Raw genomic sequence first — 18,349 nt, forward strand, 5'->3', positions numbered from 1 at the left:
ATCCGTGACTGAAAAGAACGTGCTCGTCGTCGGCGGTGCAGGATTCATCGGCCTCCATGTCGTTGATCTGCTGCTCGACGAGGGGTGGAACGTCCGCATCTTCGACAACATGGTCCGAGGCGACCGCGACCGCGCGAGCGAGCTCGCCAAGACCGGCCGCGTTGACGTCGTCGACCAGGACACCCGCAATGGGGCGGCCGTGTACGCCGCGATGAAGGGGCACGACTACGTCATCCATCTCGCCGCGGACTCGATCAACAAGAGTGTGGCCGACCCGTATTCGTCGATCGACATCAACATGGTGGGCTCGCACAATGTGTTCGCGGCAGCCGCTGACCTCGGCGTGAAGCGCATCGTGGCGGCATCGAGCGCGTCGGTGTACGGCGACCCCGAGAAGCTGCCGATGCACGAGGACGACAAGCTGAACCCGCTCACGCCGTACTGCATCGGCAAGCGCACGAACGAAGACCTCCTCGGCTACTACGGGCGCAGCAAGGACCTCTCCTGGATCGCCCTTCGCTTCTTCAACGTGTATGGCGAAGGACAGAAGACGACGGCCTACTACACGTCGGTCATCAACCACTTCGTGAACCGCCTCAAGAACGGCGATGCGCCCGTCATCGACGGCGAGGGCAAGCAGTCGATGGACTTCATCCATGTCAAGGACATCGCGCGTGCGGTCGTGCTCTCGCTGACCGCCGAAGAGTCGAAGATGCCGATCAACGTCGGCACGGGTATCGACACCACGGTGGCGGAACTCGCGAAGATCCTCATCGACGCGGTGGGGGTCGATGTCGAGCCCCAGTTCAACGCCCGACCCGTGCTCGTGACCCGCCGCGCCGCAGACGTCGACCGCGCGCGAACCGTGCTCGGCTTCGAGGCGAGCATTCCGGTCCGGCAGGGCATGACCGCGCTCGTTCAGAACTCCTGATCATGCCGAGCGGGCTCCCCGAGAATCCATACAACGCCAACGCGTGGATCATCGGCGAGCCCGTCATCGGCGACGGCACTTGGATCGGGGCGTTCACGCTCATCGACGGATCGGGAGGCCTCACGATCGGCGCGGGCTGCGACATCTCCTCCGGGGTGCACATCTACACCCACTCGAGCGCGATGCGCTGCGTCAGCGGTCGTCGGTACCCGACCGTCGACCGCGAGCCCGTGACGATCGGCGACCGCGTCTTCATCGGGGCGAATGCCGTGATCAACATGGGCGTCACGATCGGCGATGAGTCGATCATCGGAGCCGGAGCGGTCGTCACCAGGGACGTGCCTGCTCGCAGTGTCGCCGTGGGCGTACCCGCGCGTGTCGTCGGCCGGGTCGACCTGAGCGACCCGGCCGCGCCGACGACTTCGCCGCTCTAACGGATCTCGTTCAGGATTTCTTCGCCGAAGGTCCGCGTCTCACTGGACTGGCGCTTGAGTGCCTCGACGATGCGGTGGGCGGGCAGCAACGATCGTCGCTCTTCGTCAGCGTCGACTCTGCCGTCGATGAGGGCGACGAAATGCTCGAGCTGCGCCGCGAGCGGCTCCTGCGCGGTGATGAGCTCGGGAATCTCGATGACGGTCTGCTGACGGTAGCCACGACCTTCGGCGTCGGCCGGCTGGTCTGAGACATGTCGATACACCGTCACATCGCGGCGAAGCAGGTCGATCTCGATCAGCTTGTCGAGATCGTGAACGCTCATGTTGCGAATCTTCCGCTGTCCCACGCGGCTCGCTGAGATGTGGGCGACACGCCCTCCTTCGAAGCTCAGGACCGCCTCGGCGACGTCTTCCGCATTCGGAGCGGACAATGGATGGAATTGCCCGAGCGCACCTGAAATGCTCGACGGCTCCCCGCCGAGCATGCGGCTTGCCAGGTCGACATCGTGGACGAGGAGGTCCCAGCCCACTCCCGTGCGGATGCGGGGCGCGTACGGCGAGTGCCGCGTCGCGGTGATGAACTTCGGGTCGTCGACGAGGGCCTGAGCCGTGATGACGGCCGGGTTGAAGCGCTCGAGAAGACCACACATCATCGGCACGCCACGCGTTTCGGACAGCTCGACGACGGCGAGCGTCTTTTCGAGGCTGTCGGCGACGGGCTTCTCGATGAGCATCGGCTTGCCTGCCTCCAGCACGATCCTGGCCAGGTCGAAATGCGACTCCGTGGACGCCGCGATGACGACGGCGTCGATGTCGCGCAGATCACCCATCTCAGGCGACCACGTGGCTCCGAATCGGTCTGCGAGCGCCCGGCCGGCGTCCTCCCGGCCATCGACGACGGTGGCAAGGCTCGCCGCGTTCGACTGGGCGATGACCCGTGCGTGCAGGGAACCCATCGTGCCGGCGCCGACGAGGAGAATTCGGGGTTGCGTCATGGTCGCACTCACCTGCCACTGACAATCGACGCCACTGCATCGATGATTCGATCGAGATCTTCGCGCCGCAGGTGCGGGTGCACCGGAAGAGAGACGACTTCGCGCACAACGCGCTCGGCAACAGGGTACCGCTCGATGATAACGTCAGGACGACTGCGGTAGGGCTCGTAGTCGAACACGAGCTTCGGGTAGTAGACCCCCGCAGAGACCCCGCGTTCCACGAGCTTCGCGACGAACTCGTCGCGGGCGATCCCCGCTTCGGGGGTGACACGAACGGTGTACTGGTGCCAGACGTGTCGACGGCCGTCGAGCTGGGTGGGAACGACGATTCCGTTCACCTCGGCAAGCCCATCGCTGAGGTAGGTGGCATTCCGCTGCCGCGCCTCGACCACGGCGTCATAGCCGTCGAGTTGCGGGAGGCCGACCGCTGCCTGCAGATCGGTGAGCCGCCAGTTGTGTCCCGGCAATTCGTACTGGTAACGCGCCCGCATGCCTTGATTGCGGAGGACCCGCAACCGATCGGCGAGGACGTCGTCGTCGGTGGTGATCATGCCACCTTCGCCCGTGGTGATGTTCTTCGTCGCATAGAACGAGAAGGAACCCAGTCCGAAGCTCCCGGCGTGTCTGCCGCCGATGGTGGAGCCATGCGACTGCGCGGAGTCCTCGACGATCGCGAGCCCACGGCCCGCTGCCAGGGCGCTGATCTCCGACATGTCGGCGATCTGGCCGTAGAGGTGCACCGGCATGAGGACCTTGGTGTTGGGTGAGATCGCGCTCGACAACGAGGAAGCGGTGACATTGAAGTCGACTTCGGAGATGTCGGCGAAACGGGCCGTCGCGCCGGACTCGAGGATCGCGTTGAGTGTCGCGACGAACGTGAACGGGCTCGTCACGACCTCGTCGCCGGGCTGGAGGTCGAGGGCCGCGAGCGATGCCACCAACGACGTCGTGCCGTTGTTCACGGCGATCGCGTGCTTCACGCCGACCATCGCCGCGAAACGCTCCTCGAACTGTCTGACGAGGGGCCCCTGCGCGATGTTCCCGGAACGAAGGACCTCCAGAACGAGTCGTTCAGCGTCTTCACCGAATTCGACGACGGTAATCGGTATCATGAAACCTGCTTCAGTCACGGGCGCCGGAGAGACGACGCTCACGACCATCCATACTAAAGCGAACGGGCACTCTTGCCCGACACGACCCGTAGCGTCGCGAGGTCGTCGCAGTAACGCAGAGAGTTCATGAAGAGAATCAAGGCGATCGCACCGCGCGCGCTCAACGTGCTCAGGTATGTCCTCGTCGCAGTCGTCGTCGGCTTCGCGGTGTACTACCTCGTCGTTCAATGGCCCGCCATCGAAGCGGCACTCGTCCTGATCTCCTGGCAGTCGGCAGCGCTCTCGTTCCTGCTCGTGCTCGTCGGGCTCGGTTTCGGAACGCTCAGCTGGGTCGCCGTGCTCAACGGTCTCGGTCCACGAGTGCCCGTCCTCCGTGCAGCCCAGGTGCTTCTCGTCGGCCAGCTCGGCAAGTACGTGCCCGGCTCGGTGTGGTCGTACGTCATGCAGATGGAGCTCGGACGACAGTACGGAATCCTTCGGCCCCGCGTGCTGGTGACGGCGCTCTATGCGGCAGGTATCGGAGTCGTCTCGTCACTGCTGATCGGAGCGCTCGCGCTCCCGGTCGTCGTACAGGGGCATACCGAGCTCCTCTGGCTGTTCCTGCTGCTGCCGATCGGCCTCGCATGCCTGCACCCGCGGGTGATGACGTTCCTCGCCTCCTTCGTACTGAAACTCTTCCGCCGGCCACCGCTCGAGCATGAGGTGACCTTCGTCGTCGTCGGCAAGGCGGTCGGTTGGTCGCTGCTCTCATACGTCGCTTACGGGCTGCACCTCTGGTTGCTCGTGAATTCGCTCGTCGACCCCGATATCGGTACGCTCGTGCTCCTCACCGGCGCGGTGTCGCTCGGGTTCACGGTCGGGCTCATCGCCTTCATCTTCCCTTCGGGTCTCGGTGTGCGCGAGGCGATCCTCATCGGTGCGATGACGTTGCTGCTCACGGTCCCGCAAGCCACCGCCGTCGGCCTCATCTCACGCGCCATGTTCACTGCGGCTGACCTGCTCGCGGCGGGCATCGCCATCCTCTTCGTGTTCATCTGGCGCCGCCGTCTCGCGAGCGAAACGGTCGCGTACCTCCGTGAGGAAGTCCACTACGAGCACTCGCTCGATCCCGCCGGTGCCAAGCCGATGGCAGCCAGGGACGACGAGCATGAATGACATTCATCCCACCGTGGTGATCTCCGGTGAAGTCGTTCTCGGTGTCGGAAACACGATCGGCCCGCACGTCGTCATCTACGGGCCCGCAACGATCGGCGATCGCAACTGGATCGGCACCGGCGTGGTGATCGGTGCACCGCCCGAGGTGCGTTCATTCGAGCATCCTCGTGGCGAGGAGACGCCGACCAGCGGTGCGGGAGTGCGCATCGGCGATCGCAATGTGATCCGTGAGTATGCCCAGATCCACCAGGGCTGGAAGACTGCGACCGTCGTCGGCGACGACGCCTTCATCATGAACCAGGTCTACGTGGCACATGACTGCCAGCTCGGCGACGAGGTGACGTTGGCTTCGAGCGTGCTCCTCGCCGGACATGTGCGTGTCTCGAGCGGGGTGAATCTCGGACTCGGCACCACCGTTCACCAGTTCCGTTACATCGGCCGCGGAGCGATGGTCGGCATGGGCTCGGTCGTGACTCGCGACATCCCTCCGTTCGCGAAGGCGTACGGGAGCCCGGCTCGCGTCGCGTCGGCGAACACGGTGGGATTGCGCCGCCTCGGCGCTGCCGAGGAGCTCATCAACCGCCTCGAGACGTTCTACGAGTCGGGCAACGCCGATGCCGAGCTGTCGAGCTTCGTCCATTCGCCCGTGCTCGACGATGCCGTCGCAGAGTGGCAAGCTCGAGCCGACACACGGCGATGACGGACACTGGCGCCTCGCCACGGGTTTCCGTCGCGCTCTGCACGCACAACGGTGATCGTTACCTCGCCGAGCAGATGCGCAGCATCTTCGCGCAGTCCGTCGCGCCGCAGGAGATCATCGTCTCGGACGACGCATCGAGTGATTCGACCGTCGCGCTCGTCGAGCAATTGCGGTCCGAGGCTGCGCCCATCGAGGTTCGCCTGCTCCGCAATTCGGCGCCGCTGGGGGTGACCGCGAATTTCGAGCGCGCCATCGCCGCGGCATCCGGTGACTTCGTCGCATTGTGCGACCAGGACGACGTCTGGCATCCGCAGAAGCTCGAACGGATGCTTCGCACGTTCGCTTCCAGCCCGGGATTGCTGCTCGTGCACACCGATGCTCGGATCGTCGACGAGGGCGGCCGACCCAGCGGAGCGTCGCTCTTCGAAACGCTCCGCGTGAGCGCCACTGAACGCGCGCGTGTGCACGCGGGCGACGCGATCAGCGTGCTCCTGCGTCGGAACATCGTCACCGGCGCGACGACGGTCCTGCGCAGGGAGCTGGCCACCCGGGCGATGCCCTTCCCGGGCGCGTGGGTGCACGACGAGTGGCTCGCGATCGTCGCCGCCGCGACCGGCAGGATCGACCTCCTCGAGGAGCTGCTCATCGACTACCGCCAGCATGGGGGGAATCAGATCGGCGCATCGACGCTCACCGGACGCGGGCGCATCGGCCGCCTGAGCGCTCCGCGGACCGAACGGAATGCACGACTCCTGGCTCGCGCGGTGGCGCTGGCAGAGCGGATGACGCAACTCGAACCCGCCCCGACTGAAGCGGCGATTCGGGGCGCCGAAGACGTGCTCGCGCACGAGCGGGCGCGAAGTGCGTTGCCGTCGAGCCGTGTTCGTCGCATCGCGCCCGTCGTGCGTGAATGGCGCACCGGACGATACTCGACGTGCGGACTCGGCCTGCAAGACGTCGTGCGTGACCTGGTGCAACCGGCGCGATGAACATGGAAGAACCACCGGCGGACCACACGGTCGAAGCGCCCCAGCCGAGGGCCGGGCGTACCGGATTGCTGCTCGTGCTGGCGGCAACGGCGATCGCAGGGATCAGCGGATACGCCATCACCTGGCTGGTTCCGCGAGTGGTCGGATTCGGGGACTACGCGGGTTTCGCAGTCTTCTGGTCGCTGCTCTTCCTCATCGCCAGCGCCCTCTCCGGCATACAGCAGGAGATCACGAGAGCGACTGAACGAGGCGTGCGCGACGCGAGCGGGGCGCCTCGGTCACGAGCTCGGACTGCCGTCTTCGCCCTGGGCGCCGTCGTCGTCGTCGTCGTCGTCGTCGCGTCCACGTCGGCATTGTGGGGGCGGGCGTTCCCCGAGGCATCCGATGCCCTCATCTGGCCGCTCCTGGTCGGCGCTGCGGCGAGCGTGTTCGTCGCAGCGTTGACGGGGACGCTCTACGGAGTGCATCGGTGGAAGGCGATCTTCTGGATCGTCGTCGTCGAGGCAGCGGTACGACTCGCGGCGATCGGCGTCGCGCTGGCGTTCGATGCCGACATCGCCGTGCTCGCGTGGGCCGTGGTGCTGCCGTTCCCGCTCGCATTCGTCACCGTCTGGCTCGCATCGCGGCGAGCGCTCGTCGGAACATCGCTCGACGTCGGCTATCGGCAGCTGACCTGGAACGTCGCTCGGACCATCGTCGCCGCCGCCTCGATGGGCTTGATGGTCAGCGGGTTCCCGTTCGTCTTGGCCTTGACCGCCGGTGCCGAGTCCGCCGAGACGCTGGGTCTCGTCGTGATCGCGACGACGCTCGTGCGGGCGCCGCTCATCGTCACGGCGATGGCGCTGCAGAGCTACCTGATCGTGTTCTTCCGCGAGCGGCGTTCCGCAATCCTTGGGTCGTTCTTGGCCATCGAGGGCGGGGTCGTCGCCGTCGGTGGACTTCTCGGTGTCGTCGGCTGGCTCGCCGGGCCCGCCGTCTTCGGGCTGCTCTTCCCGGGCCAGCCGGTCCCCGATGGCTGGTTCATCGCCGCACTCGTGTTCTCGTCCGCGCTCCTCGCCGGACTCTGCGTCAGTGCGCCGGCGGTCCTCGCGCGATCCGACCATGCGGCCTACACGACCGGATGGCTCCTGGCTGCCTTGGTCACGATCGTCCTGCTCATGCTGCCGATCGGGTTCCTTGAACGCACGACCCTCGCGCTCCTCCTCGGCCCGGTCGCGGGGTTGTCGGTACACGCGACGTCGATCGTCGCGGCCGCCCGAAATGTCCCCGGGGACGGGTCGGCCGCTCCGGTGGGACTCCCGAGAATCTGACGACGATTGTCGGGCTATCCTCGATGAGGCGGCCCGTCGACGGTGGGCGGCGCGGGAAGGCGGTTGCTAGGCGTGATCGGTTCCGAAACGACCCCGCGCGCATCCTCGCGAGCCGGTGCACGTCGGGTGGAGTGGATCACCCGCTATCGCGCGTTCATCCGGCCGAGGAACGACGGCATGCCCTCCACCAGGGTGCTGCTCGCGTTTCCAGCGCTGCTGCTGGTCGTCGGCGTGATCCTGGTCGCCCTCGGCATCAACGGGTCCTCCTCAGGGGAGATGCGGGAGTACGTCGAGACGGGTGCCGATCCCGCGCTCATCCTCGGAGAACCGCAGTTCACCCGGTCCGATGAGTGGAACGTCCAGACGGTCTGGGCGATCGCGCAGGTCGAGCAGGGGCTTCCGCTCGAGAACCAGACCTTCCCCGGCGGCATGGACTCGACCGTGCCGCAGGACCTGCCGCGCGCTGATTGGTCGGTTGCGTTCCGACCGCACCTGCTCGGCTTCCTCGTCTTCGACGTCGATCATGCGATCGCGTTCAAATGGTGGTTGCCCGGCCTGGCGCTCGCGGCGGCGGCGTATGCCTTCCTGGTGACGGTGATGCCCCGGCGCCCAGGCGTTGCGGCGATGCTCTCGGTCGGCTTCTTCTTCAGCCCGCTCATCCAATGGTGGTATCTCGCGACGACACTCTGGCCGGCCGCTTGGGCGCTCGCGACGATGGCCGCCCTCAACTTCGCATTGCGATCGTCATCGAAGGTGTCTCGATGGATCTGGGCTGCGGTGATCGCCTACCTCACGGTGGTCATGGCGATGGGCATCTACGTCCCCTTCATCGTGCCGTCGGTGCTCGTGGTGCTGTTCTTCGCGTTCGGCGCCGTCGTCGGTCGGCTGCGTGTGGGCATGCCGTTCGCGCAGGTCGTGGCGCGGCTCGTGCCGATCGTCGTCGGCGGGGTCGTGGGATCGGCGATCACCGTCTTCTGGCTGGTCACGAAGCTGCCGACGGTCGAGGCGTTCCTCGGAACCGCGTATCCGGGCGCGCGAAGCACGCCGACGGGCGGCAGCGACCTGCTGAGCTTCGCGTCGGCGGTCGGATCGTCGTTCACTCAAGCGCTCAACGCGCAGCGGCCCGGGCTGCTGGGAGCGAATTCCTCCGAGGCATCCACCTTCTTCTATGCCGGGATCTACCTGTTGCCGGTCATCGTCCTGGATCATCGCTCGGCAGGCCCGGGCACGCGGGCGGTTGCCGTGGGAGCTGATCGGGCTGACGACGGTGGTGTTCGTGCTGCTCGCCTATCTCTACATCCCCGGCTGGGATGCCATCTCGAAGCTGCTCCTCCTCGATCTCACCATCGCGGCCCGCGTGCGGCTCGGGCTCGGACTGGCGTCCCTCGCCATGCTGGCGTACGTCATCCGCTATCTCGACCAGCACCGCGTCAGGGCGGGCCTGTTGCTCAGCGTTATTCCCGCTGGTCTGTTCCTGCTCTCGCAGGTCGCGATCGCGGTCGTCGCATACCGGGCGATCCCCGCGATGCTCGAGCCGGTCCCGTTGTGGTGGCTCTGGGCTCTGCTCTCGGCCTTCGTCATCTTCGCGGTATCGCGCCGCATGATGAGGAGCGCGGCAGTGGCATTCCTGATCATCACGGTGGCCGGTTCGGGACTGACGAACCCGGTCTACGTCGGTGTCTACGACCTTCGGGAGACCGAGCCTTCGAAGGAGATCCAGCGCATCGACGAGGCAACCGAGGGCACCTGGGTGGGAGTCGGGTCGCGGGTGCCCACCGCGATGCTCCTCGAGTCGGGTGTCGAGGCGTTCAACGGTTTCCAGGGCGCGCCGTCAGATGAGATGTGGTCGCTCATCGACCCGGCGTCGCAGTACGAATACCAGTGGAACCGGCTCGCGGGCGTGAACTGGACTCCCGGCGATGGAGAGCCGATCGTCAGCAACCCCGTCGGCGATCAGATCGAGGTCACATTCGACGCGTGCTCCGAGTTCGCGCAGGAGCATGTGCAGTTCGTGCTCTCCGATGCCGAGGGGCTCGACCCGACCTGCCTCAGTGAGGTTGACCGTTTCGAGCTGCCAGACGAGTCCACGCTCACGATCTTCGAGGTCGTCGCACCGTAGCATCGTGCAGCCGCCGGCTACAGCTGGATGCTTCTGCCGAGAGCGTGTCGCAGGAGCACGCGCGTCGAACCGGGCGCGCCCGAGCCGGCCGCTGCGGGGAGCCGTGTGAGCGCGTTGATGCGCGACGAGACGTGGAGGCGCGCGGCACGCTCTGCGCGCGACCAGCCCCGTGACCGGAACTCCGCCGCGAGCGAACGGAAGAAGCGTTGTTCCTCGACGAAGCGGCTCCCGTCGGTCGCCCGCCAGGACGAGACGCTCCCGGAGTGGCGTCGGTACTCGAAGACGACCTCATCGTCGATGACGAGGCTGCCGCCGTTGAAGGCGAGGTCGAGCGCAAGTGCGAGATCCTGAACGACCCGGTAGTGGGGTCTGAAGCCGACAGCTTGAGCATCGGCACGTCGCCAAGCGATGGCGGGGAAGTTCATCCAGTTGCCTCGGGTGAGGCTGAGTGCGAGCTCTTGGCCGCTGAGCTCGGCCGTTCCGCTGAAGCGCGGGCGGTACATGGCCTTCATGCGGTCGACGAGCGGACGCGCCGTGCTGCCGTCCTCGTCGATGACCCGCGTTCCGGGGTGCAGGAACGCCGCAGCGGGGTGGGTCGCCGCGAGTGTCCGAACTCGCTCGACATACCGGGGGAGCATGATGTCGTCGCATCCGAAGATCACCAGCCAATCGTTCCTGGCGGCCTCGAGGGCGGCTTGGAAGTTGACGTTGATTCCCACGTTCCGATCATTTCGGCGGTACTCGATGCGTGCATCACCGAGGCGCTGCAGCCATTGCCCGGGTCTCTCATCAGGGTAGTGATCATCGATGACCAGCAACCGCCAGTCGGGGTCCGTTTGCGCGAGCACGCTCTCGACGGCGGCGCGGAAGTGATCGGGACGCCCGTAGAACGGCATCATGATGTCCAAGGTCACGCGCGAAACTCCTGTGCTGATCCGTCATCGCCGCTGTCGCGTCGCACACCATTCTGACATCGCGGGAGCAACCTCCGGACCCGGGCGGTTTCGCCGCCGCACTCGATTAGGATGGTGCGGACCTCTCCCGCCTGCCGTAGGAACGAATGACAATCGCGCCCGAAATAGAACTCTCTATCGTGATGCCCTGCCTCAATGAGGCCGAGACGCTTGCCGTCTGCATCGACAAGGCGCAGGGCTACCTGCACCGCTCCGGCGTCATCGGCGAAGTGATCATCGCCGACAACGGCTCGACCGACGGCTCCCTGGAGATCGCGCTCGATCACGGCGCGCGCGTCGTCAATGTGGAGCAGAAGGGCTACGGGAACGCCCTGATGGGCGGCATCACCGCCGCCCGCGGCACCTACGTGATCATGGGCGACGCCGACGACAGCTACGACTTCAGCAAGCTCGACCCCTTCGTCGAGCGACTCCGCGCGGGTGACGAGCTGGTCATGGGCAATCGATTCAGGGGCGGCATCGCCCCGGGGGCGATGCCGCCCCTTCACAAGTACCTCGGCAACCCCGTGCTCTCGACGGTCGGTCGCCTCCTGTTCCGGTCCGAGATCCGCGACTTCCATTGCGGTCTGCGCGGCTTCAACCGTGAGTCGATCCTCGGGCTCGGGCTCATCACCACCGGTATGGAGTTCGCCAGCGAGGTGGTCGTGAAGTCGACGCTCGGCAACCTGAAGATCAGCGAGGTGCCGACAACGCTCGACAAGGACGGCCGCAGCCGCCCCCCGCACCTTCGGAGCTGGCGCGACGGGTGGCGCCATCTGCGGTTCCTCCTCCTCTTTAGCCCCCGCTGGCTCTTCCTCATCCCGGGCCTCGTCGCATTCATCGTGGGCCTCATCGGCACGATCGCGCTGGCCTTCGGCCCGATGGTGCTGGGCTCGGTCGGATTCGATGTCTCGAGCCAGGTCTACCTGGCTGCGCTCACAGTGATCGGGTGGCAGGCGGTGCTCTTCGCCCTGCTCACGAAGCTCTATGCACGACATGAGGGGTTCTATCTGCCGCGGAGTCGGGCGTTCGAGCGATTCGCCGAACGAGCGACGCTCGAGAACGGCGCGCTGATCGGCGTCGGCCTCTGCCTCGTTGGGATCGTGGTCGGCGTGGTGCAACTGGTGGCGTGGGGCAGCACGGGCTTCGGACCCCAGGATCCGGTCGCCACGATGCGGCTGGCGGTGCCCGCGGCGCTCGCACTGATGCTGGGCGCCCAGACGTTGATGTCGAGCCTCTTCCTTGGAATCCTGTCGATCGACGTTCGTCGCGTCTGACCCCTGAGCTGCGCGAGTTGCTTCGCGATGCCGTCAGCCGAGGACTTCGTGCGTCGGCGCCGGAGGTCGACCCGCCGCCAGTGCATCCCGCCAGCTCATGTCGCGAGCGGCCTTGACCGCGCACACCACGAGCAGCATCCAGCCGCCCTCGACCAGCACGAAGCTCTCGGCGAACGAGGTCACCGCGATCACCACGAGCATGAGGGCCGGCCACACGTAGACGACGCTGCGGCGCGTGGAGGCGAGCAGCCAGGCCCTTACGAGGGCGACTCCGACGAGGGCGATGAATGCGAGGGCACCGATCACCCCGATCTGGAAGTACACGTCGACCCAGGCGCTGAGTGCCGAGCCTGTGCGGTCGGCCGGTGGCGAGCTCGATCCACGTATAGGGGGCGGTGTCGGGCCAGAACCCGACCCAGCCCCAGCCCTGCAGCGGGTTGAGGTTGAGGTAGCGCGACAGCTCCCGCCAGACGCCCAGTCGCACGTCGAACTCACCGCGCGCGTCGATGAGCTCGATGATGCGGATGCGGAAGATCCAGCCGAGCACGAGTGCGACGACGCCGGTGGCGAGCAGTCCGATCTGCCAGCGCCAGCGGGCGGCGGGCGCGGCTCGGCGGAGTGCGTACAGCGCGGCGAGGGCGATGAGCGCGGCAGCGAGCGCAGCCCATGTGGTGGGCGAACCCGAGAGCACCAGCGAGATCGCGGCGAGTGAGACCGACAGGATCGCCCGCCCACGCTGCACGATGTGGGTGCGCCACTCGACGATGAACGTGAGGAGCGCGATGAGTGCGACGAAGCCGAGCATGTTCCGCGAGCCGAAGACGCCCTGGATCGGCCCGAACAGGGCGACGTTCCCCTGGATGCCGAGCACCTTGATCGGGACGTCGAGCAGGATGCCCGCGACCACCTCGAGGGCGAGCGAGACACCGAGGAGCACACGCATGACGTCGCCGAACGCCCGCACGATCTGGATCGTGTCGCGCATCAGCGCGATGTAGACGCCGATGAAGGCGAACGCGACGAGGTAGGCGACCCGTCCGGCCGAGGCGGCCGTGGTGTTGCTCCAGAGCACCGACGCCACGCACCAGCCGACGAACACGAGGATGGTGAGCGGGAGGATCCCGTACCACTCCACAGCCCGCCACCGGGCGACGAACGACGCGACGCAGAGCGCGATCAGGCCCGCGAGCGCGGCGAGCAGACCCGGCCATCCGATGAGCGCACGCACCGCATGGGTCGAGAATGCGAGGCCGACGGCGACGAGCGTGAGCGCCTGGGCAAACCGGGCGGACTCGACGAAGCCGCGGCTCGCGGCGAGCGCCTTGCCGAGGACTCCGCCTCGCCCGGCGTCGGCGGGTGGGGTCATCGGGCCCGCCCGGTGCGCATCTGCAGGGTCATCGGTCGTTCCCGGGCGGACGCAGCCGCGATGCCGGGACTGGCGCGGGTTCGGCGGGCACGGGCTCGGGTTCCCACTGGCGTCGCTTCGTCGACCAGGCGATGGCGATGAGCAGGACCCACCCGCCCTCGACGAGGATGCGGCTCTCGGCGAGGCTCTGGCCGATCAGGGCGACGAGCACGAGCAGCGGCACGAGCGACGCGGCCGAGTAGGGGAGCGGGCGCCCCGTGGCATCCTTCGGCCGATCGACCGCGAGGAACCACGACCTCCAGAGGGCGCCGATGACGATCGATGCGAACGCGATGACGCCGAGCGCGCCGAGTTGCATCCACACGTCGAGCCAGGCGTTGTGGGCCTGAAGGTACTGAACGCCCTTGCGCACCGCGAGCCCGTCGAACGGTTGCACCCACGGAACCCAGTATCCGACCCAGCCCCAACCGAACCACGGCCGCTCGACGGCGAGGCCGATGACCGCGTTCCAGATGTCGAACCGCCCCGTGAGGTCTTCGCTCTTGCCGAATGCGTCGAGCAGCGCGTTCCAGAAGGCGAGGAGCAGGGTCAGGGATGCCGCGAGCACGGCGGCGGCCGCCCAGTACACGCCGCGTCGGCGCTCGGCTCCGACTCGCCGCGCCCAGGCCACGAACCCGAGGGCGACGAGCACGATCGCCGCGACGAGGATGGCCGTCGCCGACCGCGTGAGCACGAACACGAGGCCGGATACGACGAGCCATCCGATGCCCTGGGCCCGGCGCACACTGCCGGCGGCCAGCATCGTTCCGAAGACGATGAGTCCGAGCAGGGCCCCCATGGCGAGCAGGTTGCGGCTCGCGACGATGCCCTCGATCGGGCCGCCCTCGAAGAGCAGGCCGCGGGACCAGTAGAAGGCCATCGGCAGCTTTTCGCCCGTGACCTCGAAGTCGGGGAAGTTCGGCAGCAGCGGCCCCTGCACGAAGATCGCGACCCACAGCTCGAACGCGAGCGAGAGGCCGAGGATCCACTTGATGGCCGCACCGAGGGCGCGCACGAACCGCGTCCAGGTCAGGCAGAGCACGAGAGCGACGGCGAGGAGGCTTGCCGCGACGGTCAGGGTGACGCCGAGCGCCGAGGCGGCCGGGTAGAACGACCACGCGATCGACAGCGTGGCGATCGCGAGGAACGCGATGGTGGACTTCGGCGTGCGACGCCACGACCATCTCGGCTTCTCGGCGACGATGAGCGCGATCGCCCCGACGACCACCACGAGCACCACTGCGCCGAAGCCCCACCAGCCGAGGAGGTTGCGCCAGAACTGGCCCGCGAGGGCGGTGAACAGCGCGAACGTCGCATACGCGCCGATGAGGGAGCGGCGGCGTCCGGTGGTCATGCGGTCAAGGCTATCGCGCGGGATCTCGCGTTCGGCTTCGGATGCTGCGGCGACGTGCTCGGCCGCGGCATCCATCGTGCTCGCGGCTCAGACGAATGCAGCCTTGCCGGTGATCTTGCGGCCGACGATGAGCGTGTTCATCTCGCGCGTGCCCTCGTAGGAGTACAGCGCCTCGGCATCGGCGAAGAAGCGGGCGACATCGTACTCGAGCACGATGCCGTTGCCGCCGACCGCCTCGCGCGCCCAGGCGACGGTCTCGCGCATGCGCGAGGTCGTGTACGCCTTCGCGAGCGCCGAGTGCTCGTCGCGCTGCTCGCCGCGGTCGAGCATCTCGGAGACGCGCACGACCATGCCGAGCGACGCCGTGATATTGCCGAGGCACTTCACGAGGAGGTCCTGGATGAGCTGGTGCGATCCGATGGTCTTGCCGAACTGCACGCGTTCGCCCGTGTACTTCACGGCGGCCTCGTAGGCGCCGATGGCGGTGCCGACGGCGGCCCACGCGACCTCGGCGCGAGTGAGGCGCAACACGCTCGCGGTGTCCCTGAAGGAATTCGCCTTCTGGAGGCGCAGCGACTCGGGCACCACGACGTTCTCGAGGGTGATGTCGGCGTTCTGCACCGACCGCAGGCTGATCTTGCCCTCGATCTTCGTCGCCGTGTATCCGGGGGTCGAGGTCGGCACGATGAAGCCCTTGACCTGGCTGTCGTCGACGTCCTTCGCCCAGATGACGGTGATGTCCGAGAAGGTGGCGTTGCCGATCCAGCGCTTGGCGCCGTTGAGGATCCACGTGTCGCCGTCGCGCTGGGCGGTCGTGCGCAGGCCCTGGGCCGAGTCGGAGCCCGAGAGCGGCTCGGTGAGGCCGAAGGCGCCGACCACCTCGCCGCTCGCGAGCTTCGGGATCCACTCCTCGCGCTGCTCGGTCGAGCCGCAGACGCTGATGGTGCCGGTCGCGAGCCCGTTCTGGACGCCGACGAAGGTGGCGACGCCCGCATCGATGCGGGCGAGTTCGAGGGCGACGAAGCCGCGGAACACGGCGGAGTTCTCGAACGGCTTGGTCTCGTCCCACCCGAACGACATCGCACCGAGCTCGGCGAGCGGCTTCACGATCTGGGTGGGGAACTCACCACGCTCCCAGTAGTCGCCGACGATCGGCTTGACGTCGGATTCGAGCCAGGCCCGCAGCTTCGCGATCGCCTCCTTCTCCTGGTCGCTGAGGAGGGACTCGTAGGCATAGAAATCGCTCGCGAGCGGCTCGAAGGTCATGACAGCTCCATTACGTCGTCGGACGACCCGAGCCTAAGCCGCGGCCTCGATGCTGCCGCAGGCGTTGGTAGTTTTGACCCAAACGACCGAGAGGAACCTCCGACGATGTTTGTGGCGATCGGCAACACCCCGCGCGACTATGCATGGGGATCGACGAGCGCGATCGCGGAGTTCCGCGGCGTCGCCCCATCGGGCGGACCCGAGGCCGAGCTGTGGCTCGGTGCACATGCCGGGTCGCCGGCTCGCATCCTCGGGGCGGCATCCGTCGGCGAGCCCGACCTCGCCGCGTGGATCGCCGCCGATCCCGCAACCGCGCTCGGCCCCGAGCTCGCCGAGCACGGCGCCCGGCTCCCGTTCCTGTTGAAGCTCCTCGCCGCCGCCGAGCCGCTCTCGCTGCAGGCGCACCCGACGCCCGAGCAGGCTCGCGCCGGCTTCGCCCGCGAAGAGGCCGAGGGCGTGCCGGTCACGGCATACGACCGCAACTATCGTGACCAGTTCCACAAGCCCGAGCTCGTCGTCGCGGTGAGCGAGCGCTTCGAGGCGCTCTCAGGATTCCGTCCGCTCGACGAGGTCGCGGGCGTCCTCCAGGTGCTGCGCGATGCGGATGCCGCGTCGGAGCAGCCCGAGCCGGGCGCGCTCGAGCTGCTCGCCGCGAGACTGGGAGGAGCCGACCCGCTCCGCGACACCGTCGAGTGGCTGCTCCGCGACGGACGAGGCGGCGACACCGGCGAGGCGAGCTGGGTGACCCAGCGGGTCACCGATCTCGCGGCATCCGACGTCGCACGCCGCTCGCCGTACGCTCCGTCGTTCGAGACGGTCGGCGCGCTCGCCGAGGTGTACCCGGGCGACCCGGGAGTGGTCATCTCGCTCCTGCTCAACCGGGTGACGCTGCAGCGCGGCGAGGCGCTCTTCCTCGCGGCCGGCAACATCCACGCCTACCTCGCGGGGCTCGGCATCGAGCTCATGGCCGCGAGCGACAACGTGCTGCGCGGCGGCCTCACGCCGAAGCACATCGACGTGACGGAGCTGCTCGACGTGCTCGACTTCACGCCGATCGCGCCGCCGCGGCTGCCGCCCGCCGAGGTGTCGGCCGGGGTCGTCGCCTTCCGCCCCGACGTGCCCGACTTCGTGCTGTACCAGGCGGAGCCCGGCACGGGTGCCGCGCGCGTGCGCCTCGACGGCCCGGCGATCGTGCTCATCGAGGGCCCGGGTGTCGAACTCCGCGGCGCGACCGATGGCGATGCGGTCACGGTGGCTCGTGGTGACTCGGTCTACGTCACACCCGACGAGGGCGAGCTCGAGATCACCGGCCCGGGCATCGCCTGGATCGCGACGACGGGCTCGCTCGCGGCATCCGCTTGACTGACGGTCACGATGCCACGCGCATACCGAAGAGACGGCGGTAGGCGGTGGGCGTCGTCTGCAGCACCTTCAGGAAGTGGTGGCGCATGACGGCGGCCGCGCCGAAGCCCGTCTCGCGCGCGATCTCCTCGAGCGTGAGGGACGTCTCTTCGAGCAGCTGCTGAGCGCGAAGGAGGCGCTGGCGGTTGAGCCAGGCGTTCGGCGTGGTGCCCGTCTCGGCGCGGAATCGCCGAGCGAAGGTGCGTGGCGACATGAGCGCCTTGCGGGCGAGCACGTCGACGGTGAGGTCGTGGTCGAGGTGCTCGAGCATCCACTCGGTGACCTTCGCGAACGAGTCGCTGTGGCATTCCGGCACCGGGGTCTGGATGAACTGCGACTGGCCGCCGTCGCGCTGGGGCGGCACGACCATGCGGCGCGCGACGATGTTGGCGGCGCTCGCGCCGAGCTCGGTGCGCACGATGTGCAGTGCCGCGTCGATGCCGGCCGCGGTGCCGGCGCCTGTGACCACCTTGCCGTCTTGGACGAAGAGCACGTCGGGGTCGACCTCGGTGCGGGGGAACATCTCGGCCATGAGGTCGGTGTACATCCAGTGCGTCGTGGCGCGGCGCCCGTCGAGGATGCCGGCCCGGCCGAGCGTGAAGGCGCCGGAGCAGACGCTCAGCACCCATGCGCCGCGCTCGACGGCGTCGCGCAGCACCTGGGCGACCCGCTCGTCGACGGGTTCGTCGATGAGGGCGGCCGGCACGGCCACGAGGTCGGCGCCTCGGGCGAACTCGAGCCCCTCGTGCACCACGACGTCGAAGCCGAGCTTCGTCGGGATCGGACCCGGTTCGGCGGCGACGACGTGGAAGTCGAAGGTGGGCCCGCCCTGTTCACTGCGGTCGATGCCGAACACCTCGCAGATGACACCGAACTCGAAGGGCGCCATCTGGGGCATGGCGATGCAGGCGATGGTCTGGAGCACGGGTGCCTCCGTTTGGCAGGAAT

15 protein-coding genes and 3 pseudogenes are annotated in these 18,349 nt (G+C 67.6%); 10 read left to right on the top strand and 8 right to left on the bottom strand.

What is annotated here, in order from left to right; all coding sequences use genetic code 11:
* Positions 1-4 precede the first annotated feature (4 nt).
* Positions 5-931, top strand: a complete 927-nt coding sequence (locus tag QFZ26_RS14945) for an NAD-dependent epimerase/dehydratase family protein (protein WP_307043472.1) — start codon at positions 5-7, stop codon at positions 929-931.
* A gap of 224 nt (positions 932-1,155) precedes the next feature.
* Positions 1,156-1,365, top strand: a pseudogene (locus tag QFZ26_RS18915) (DapH/DapD/GlmU-related protein); the annotation flags it as partial.
* Here the strand turns inward: QFZ26_RS18915 and QFZ26_RS14955 are convergent.
* Complete coding sequence (locus QFZ26_RS14955; RefSeq protein WP_307043476.1) at positions 1,362-2,360, bottom strand: Gfo/Idh/MocA family oxidoreductase; 999 nt, start codon at positions 2,358-2,360, stop codon at positions 1,362-1,364. The pseudogene QFZ26_RS18915 and the gene QFZ26_RS14955 overlap by 4 nt on opposite strands.
* 8 nt (positions 2,361-2,368) lie before the next feature.
* Complete coding sequence (locus QFZ26_RS14960; RefSeq protein ID WP_307043478.1) at positions 2,369-3,700, bottom strand: DegT/DnrJ/EryC1/StrS family aminotransferase; 1,332 nt, start codon at positions 3,698-3,700, stop codon at positions 2,369-2,371.
* Between QFZ26_RS14960 and QFZ26_RS14965 the strand changes: the two genes are divergently transcribed.
* The 6 genes and pseudogenes from QFZ26_RS14965 to QFZ26_RS15000 all read left to right on the top strand — a co-directional run bounded on the left by QFZ26_RS14965 (position 3,638) and on the right by QFZ26_RS15000 (position 9,745).
* Complete coding sequence (locus QFZ26_RS14965) at positions 3,638-4,627, top strand: lysylphosphatidylglycerol synthase domain-containing protein (RefSeq protein WP_307043480.1); 990 nt, start codon at positions 3,638-3,640, stop codon at positions 4,625-4,627. The two genes, QFZ26_RS14960 and QFZ26_RS14965, sit on opposite strands and share 63 nt — an antisense overlap.
* Positions 4,620-5,327 (top strand): UDP-N-acetylglucosamine acyltransferase, encoded by a 708-nt coding sequence (locus tag QFZ26_RS14970; protein WP_307043482.1) that lies wholly within the window; start codon positions 4,620-4,622, stop codon positions 5,325-5,327. Before QFZ26_RS14965 ends, QFZ26_RS14970 begins: the two co-directional genes overlap by 8 nt.
* Positions 5,324-6,316 carry a glycosyltransferase family 2 protein gene (locus tag QFZ26_RS14975; RefSeq protein WP_307043484.1) on the top strand — a complete coding sequence of 331 codons (993 nt, stop codon included), beginning with the start codon at positions 5,324-5,326 and terminating at the stop codon, positions 6,314-6,316. The genes QFZ26_RS14970 and QFZ26_RS14975 overlap by 4 nt, the downstream gene beginning before the upstream one ends.
* 2 nt (positions 6,317-6,318) lie before the next feature.
* The gene (locus QFZ26_RS14980; protein ID WP_307043485.1) at positions 6,319-7,626 is read left to right on the top strand and encodes a hypothetical protein; all 1,308 of its coding nucleotides are present in this window, start codon (positions 6,319-6,321) and stop codon (positions 7,624-7,626) included.
* Between the two features lie 177 nt (positions 7,627-7,803).
* Positions 7,804-8,766, top strand: a pseudogene (locus QFZ26_RS18955) (DUF7657 domain-containing protein); the annotation flags it as partial.
* A 28-nt stretch (positions 8,767-8,794) separates the two neighbouring features.
* The gene (locus QFZ26_RS15000; RefSeq protein WP_444876242.1) at positions 8,795-9,745 is read left to right on the top strand and encodes a DUF7654 domain-containing protein; all 951 of its coding nucleotides are present in this window, start codon (positions 8,795-8,797) and stop codon (positions 9,743-9,745) included.
* A 17-nt stretch (positions 9,746-9,762) separates the two neighbouring features.
* Here the strand turns inward: QFZ26_RS15000 and QFZ26_RS15005 are convergent, their stop codons facing one another.
* A complete protein-coding gene (locus QFZ26_RS15005; protein WP_307043495.1) occupies positions 9,763-10,659 on the bottom strand; it encodes a glycosyltransferase family 2 protein in 897 nt (298 codons plus the stop codon).
* A gap of 182 nt (positions 10,660-10,841) precedes the next feature.
* Here QFZ26_RS15005 and QFZ26_RS15010 point away from each other — a divergent pair, with 182 nt between their 5' ends.
* Positions 10,842-11,975, top strand: coding sequence for a glycosyltransferase family 2 protein (locus QFZ26_RS15010; RefSeq protein ID WP_307043497.1), 1,134 nt, complete (start codon positions 10,842-10,844; stop codon positions 11,973-11,975).
* A gap of 33 nt (positions 11,976-12,008) precedes the next feature.
* Here the strand turns inward: QFZ26_RS15010 and QFZ26_RS15015 are convergent, their stop codons facing one another.
* The 4 genes and pseudogenes from QFZ26_RS15015 to QFZ26_RS15025 all read right to left on the bottom strand — a co-directional run bounded on the left by QFZ26_RS15015 (position 12,009) and on the right by QFZ26_RS15025 (position 16,000).
* Positions 12,009-12,299: a hypothetical protein gene (locus QFZ26_RS15015; RefSeq protein WP_307043499.1), complete on the bottom strand. Its 291-nt coding sequence runs from the start codon at positions 12,297-12,299 to the stop codon at positions 12,009-12,011.
* A 139-nt stretch (positions 12,300-12,438) separates the two neighbouring features.
* Positions 12,439-13,341 (bottom strand): annotated as a pseudogene (locus tag QFZ26_RS18920) (exopolysaccharide production protein); the annotation flags it as partial.
* Between the two features lie 28 nt (positions 13,342-13,369).
* Entirely contained in the window at positions 13,370-14,734 is a 1,365-nt protein-coding gene (locus QFZ26_RS15020; protein WP_307043501.1) for an O-antigen ligase family protein, read from the bottom strand.
* An 87-nt stretch (positions 14,735-14,821) separates the two neighbouring features.
* The gene (locus tag QFZ26_RS15025) at positions 14,822-16,000 is read right to left on the bottom strand and encodes an acyl-CoA dehydrogenase family protein (RefSeq protein ID WP_307043502.1); all 1,179 of its coding nucleotides are present in this window, start codon (positions 15,998-16,000) and stop codon (positions 14,822-14,824) included.
* Positions 16,001-16,105: 105 nt separating this feature from the next.
* On the opposite strand from QFZ26_RS15025, the gene manA reads away from it, so the two are divergent.
* Complete coding sequence (gene manA, locus QFZ26_RS15030; protein WP_307043504.1) at positions 16,106-17,362, top strand: mannose-6-phosphate isomerase, class I; 1,257 nt, start codon at positions 16,106-16,108, stop codon at positions 17,360-17,362.
* Between the two features lie 7 nt (positions 17,363-17,369).
* Here manA and QFZ26_RS15035 read toward each other — a convergent pair whose 3' ends face one another.
* A complete protein-coding gene (locus QFZ26_RS15035) occupies positions 17,370-18,326 on the bottom strand; it encodes a GlxA family transcriptional regulator (RefSeq protein ID WP_307043506.1) in 957 nt (318 codons plus the stop codon).
* Positions 18,327-18,349 lie beyond the last annotated feature (23 nt).

This window comes from Agromyces ramosus, from assembly GCF_030817175.1.
Classification (GTDB): Bacteria; Actinomycetota; Actinomycetes; order Actinomycetales; family Microbacteriaceae; genus Agromyces; species Agromyces ramosus_A.

Excerpts from the sequence above, each read along its gene's own strand:
- QFZ26_RS14955 (WP_307043476.1), bottom strand. The coding sequence starts at position 2,360 with ATGACGCAACCCCGAATTCTCCTCGTCGGCGCCGGCACGATGGGTTCC.
- QFZ26_RS14970 (WP_307043482.1), top strand. The coding sequence starts at position 4,620 with ATGAATGACATTCATCCCACCGTGGTGATCTCCGGTGAAGTCGTTCTC.
- QFZ26_RS14975 (WP_307043484.1), top strand. The coding sequence starts at position 5,324 with ATGACGGACACTGGCGCCTCGCCACGGGTTTCCGTCGCGCTCTGCACG.
- QFZ26_RS14980 (WP_307043485.1), top strand. The coding sequence starts at position 6,319 with ATGGAAGAACCACCGGCGGACCACACGGTCGAAGCGCCCCAGCCGAGG.
- QFZ26_RS15000 (WP_444876242.1), top strand. The coding sequence starts at position 8,795 with ATGCCGGGATCTACCTGTTGCCGGTCATCGTCCTGGATCATCGCTCGG.
- QFZ26_RS15010 (WP_307043497.1), top strand. The coding sequence starts at position 10,842 with ATGCCCTGCCTCAATGAGGCCGAGACGCTTGCCGTCTGCATCGACAAG.
- QFZ26_RS15020 (WP_307043501.1), bottom strand. The coding sequence starts at position 14,734 with ATGACCACCGGACGCCGCCGCTCCCTCATCGGCGCGTATGCGACGTTC.
- QFZ26_RS15025 (WP_307043502.1), bottom strand. The coding sequence starts at position 16,000 with ATGACCTTCGAGCCGCTCGCGAGCGATTTCTATGCCTACGAGTCCCTC.
- manA (WP_307043504.1), top strand. The coding sequence starts at position 16,106 with ATGTTTGTGGCGATCGGCAACACCCCGCGCGACTATGCATGGGGATCG.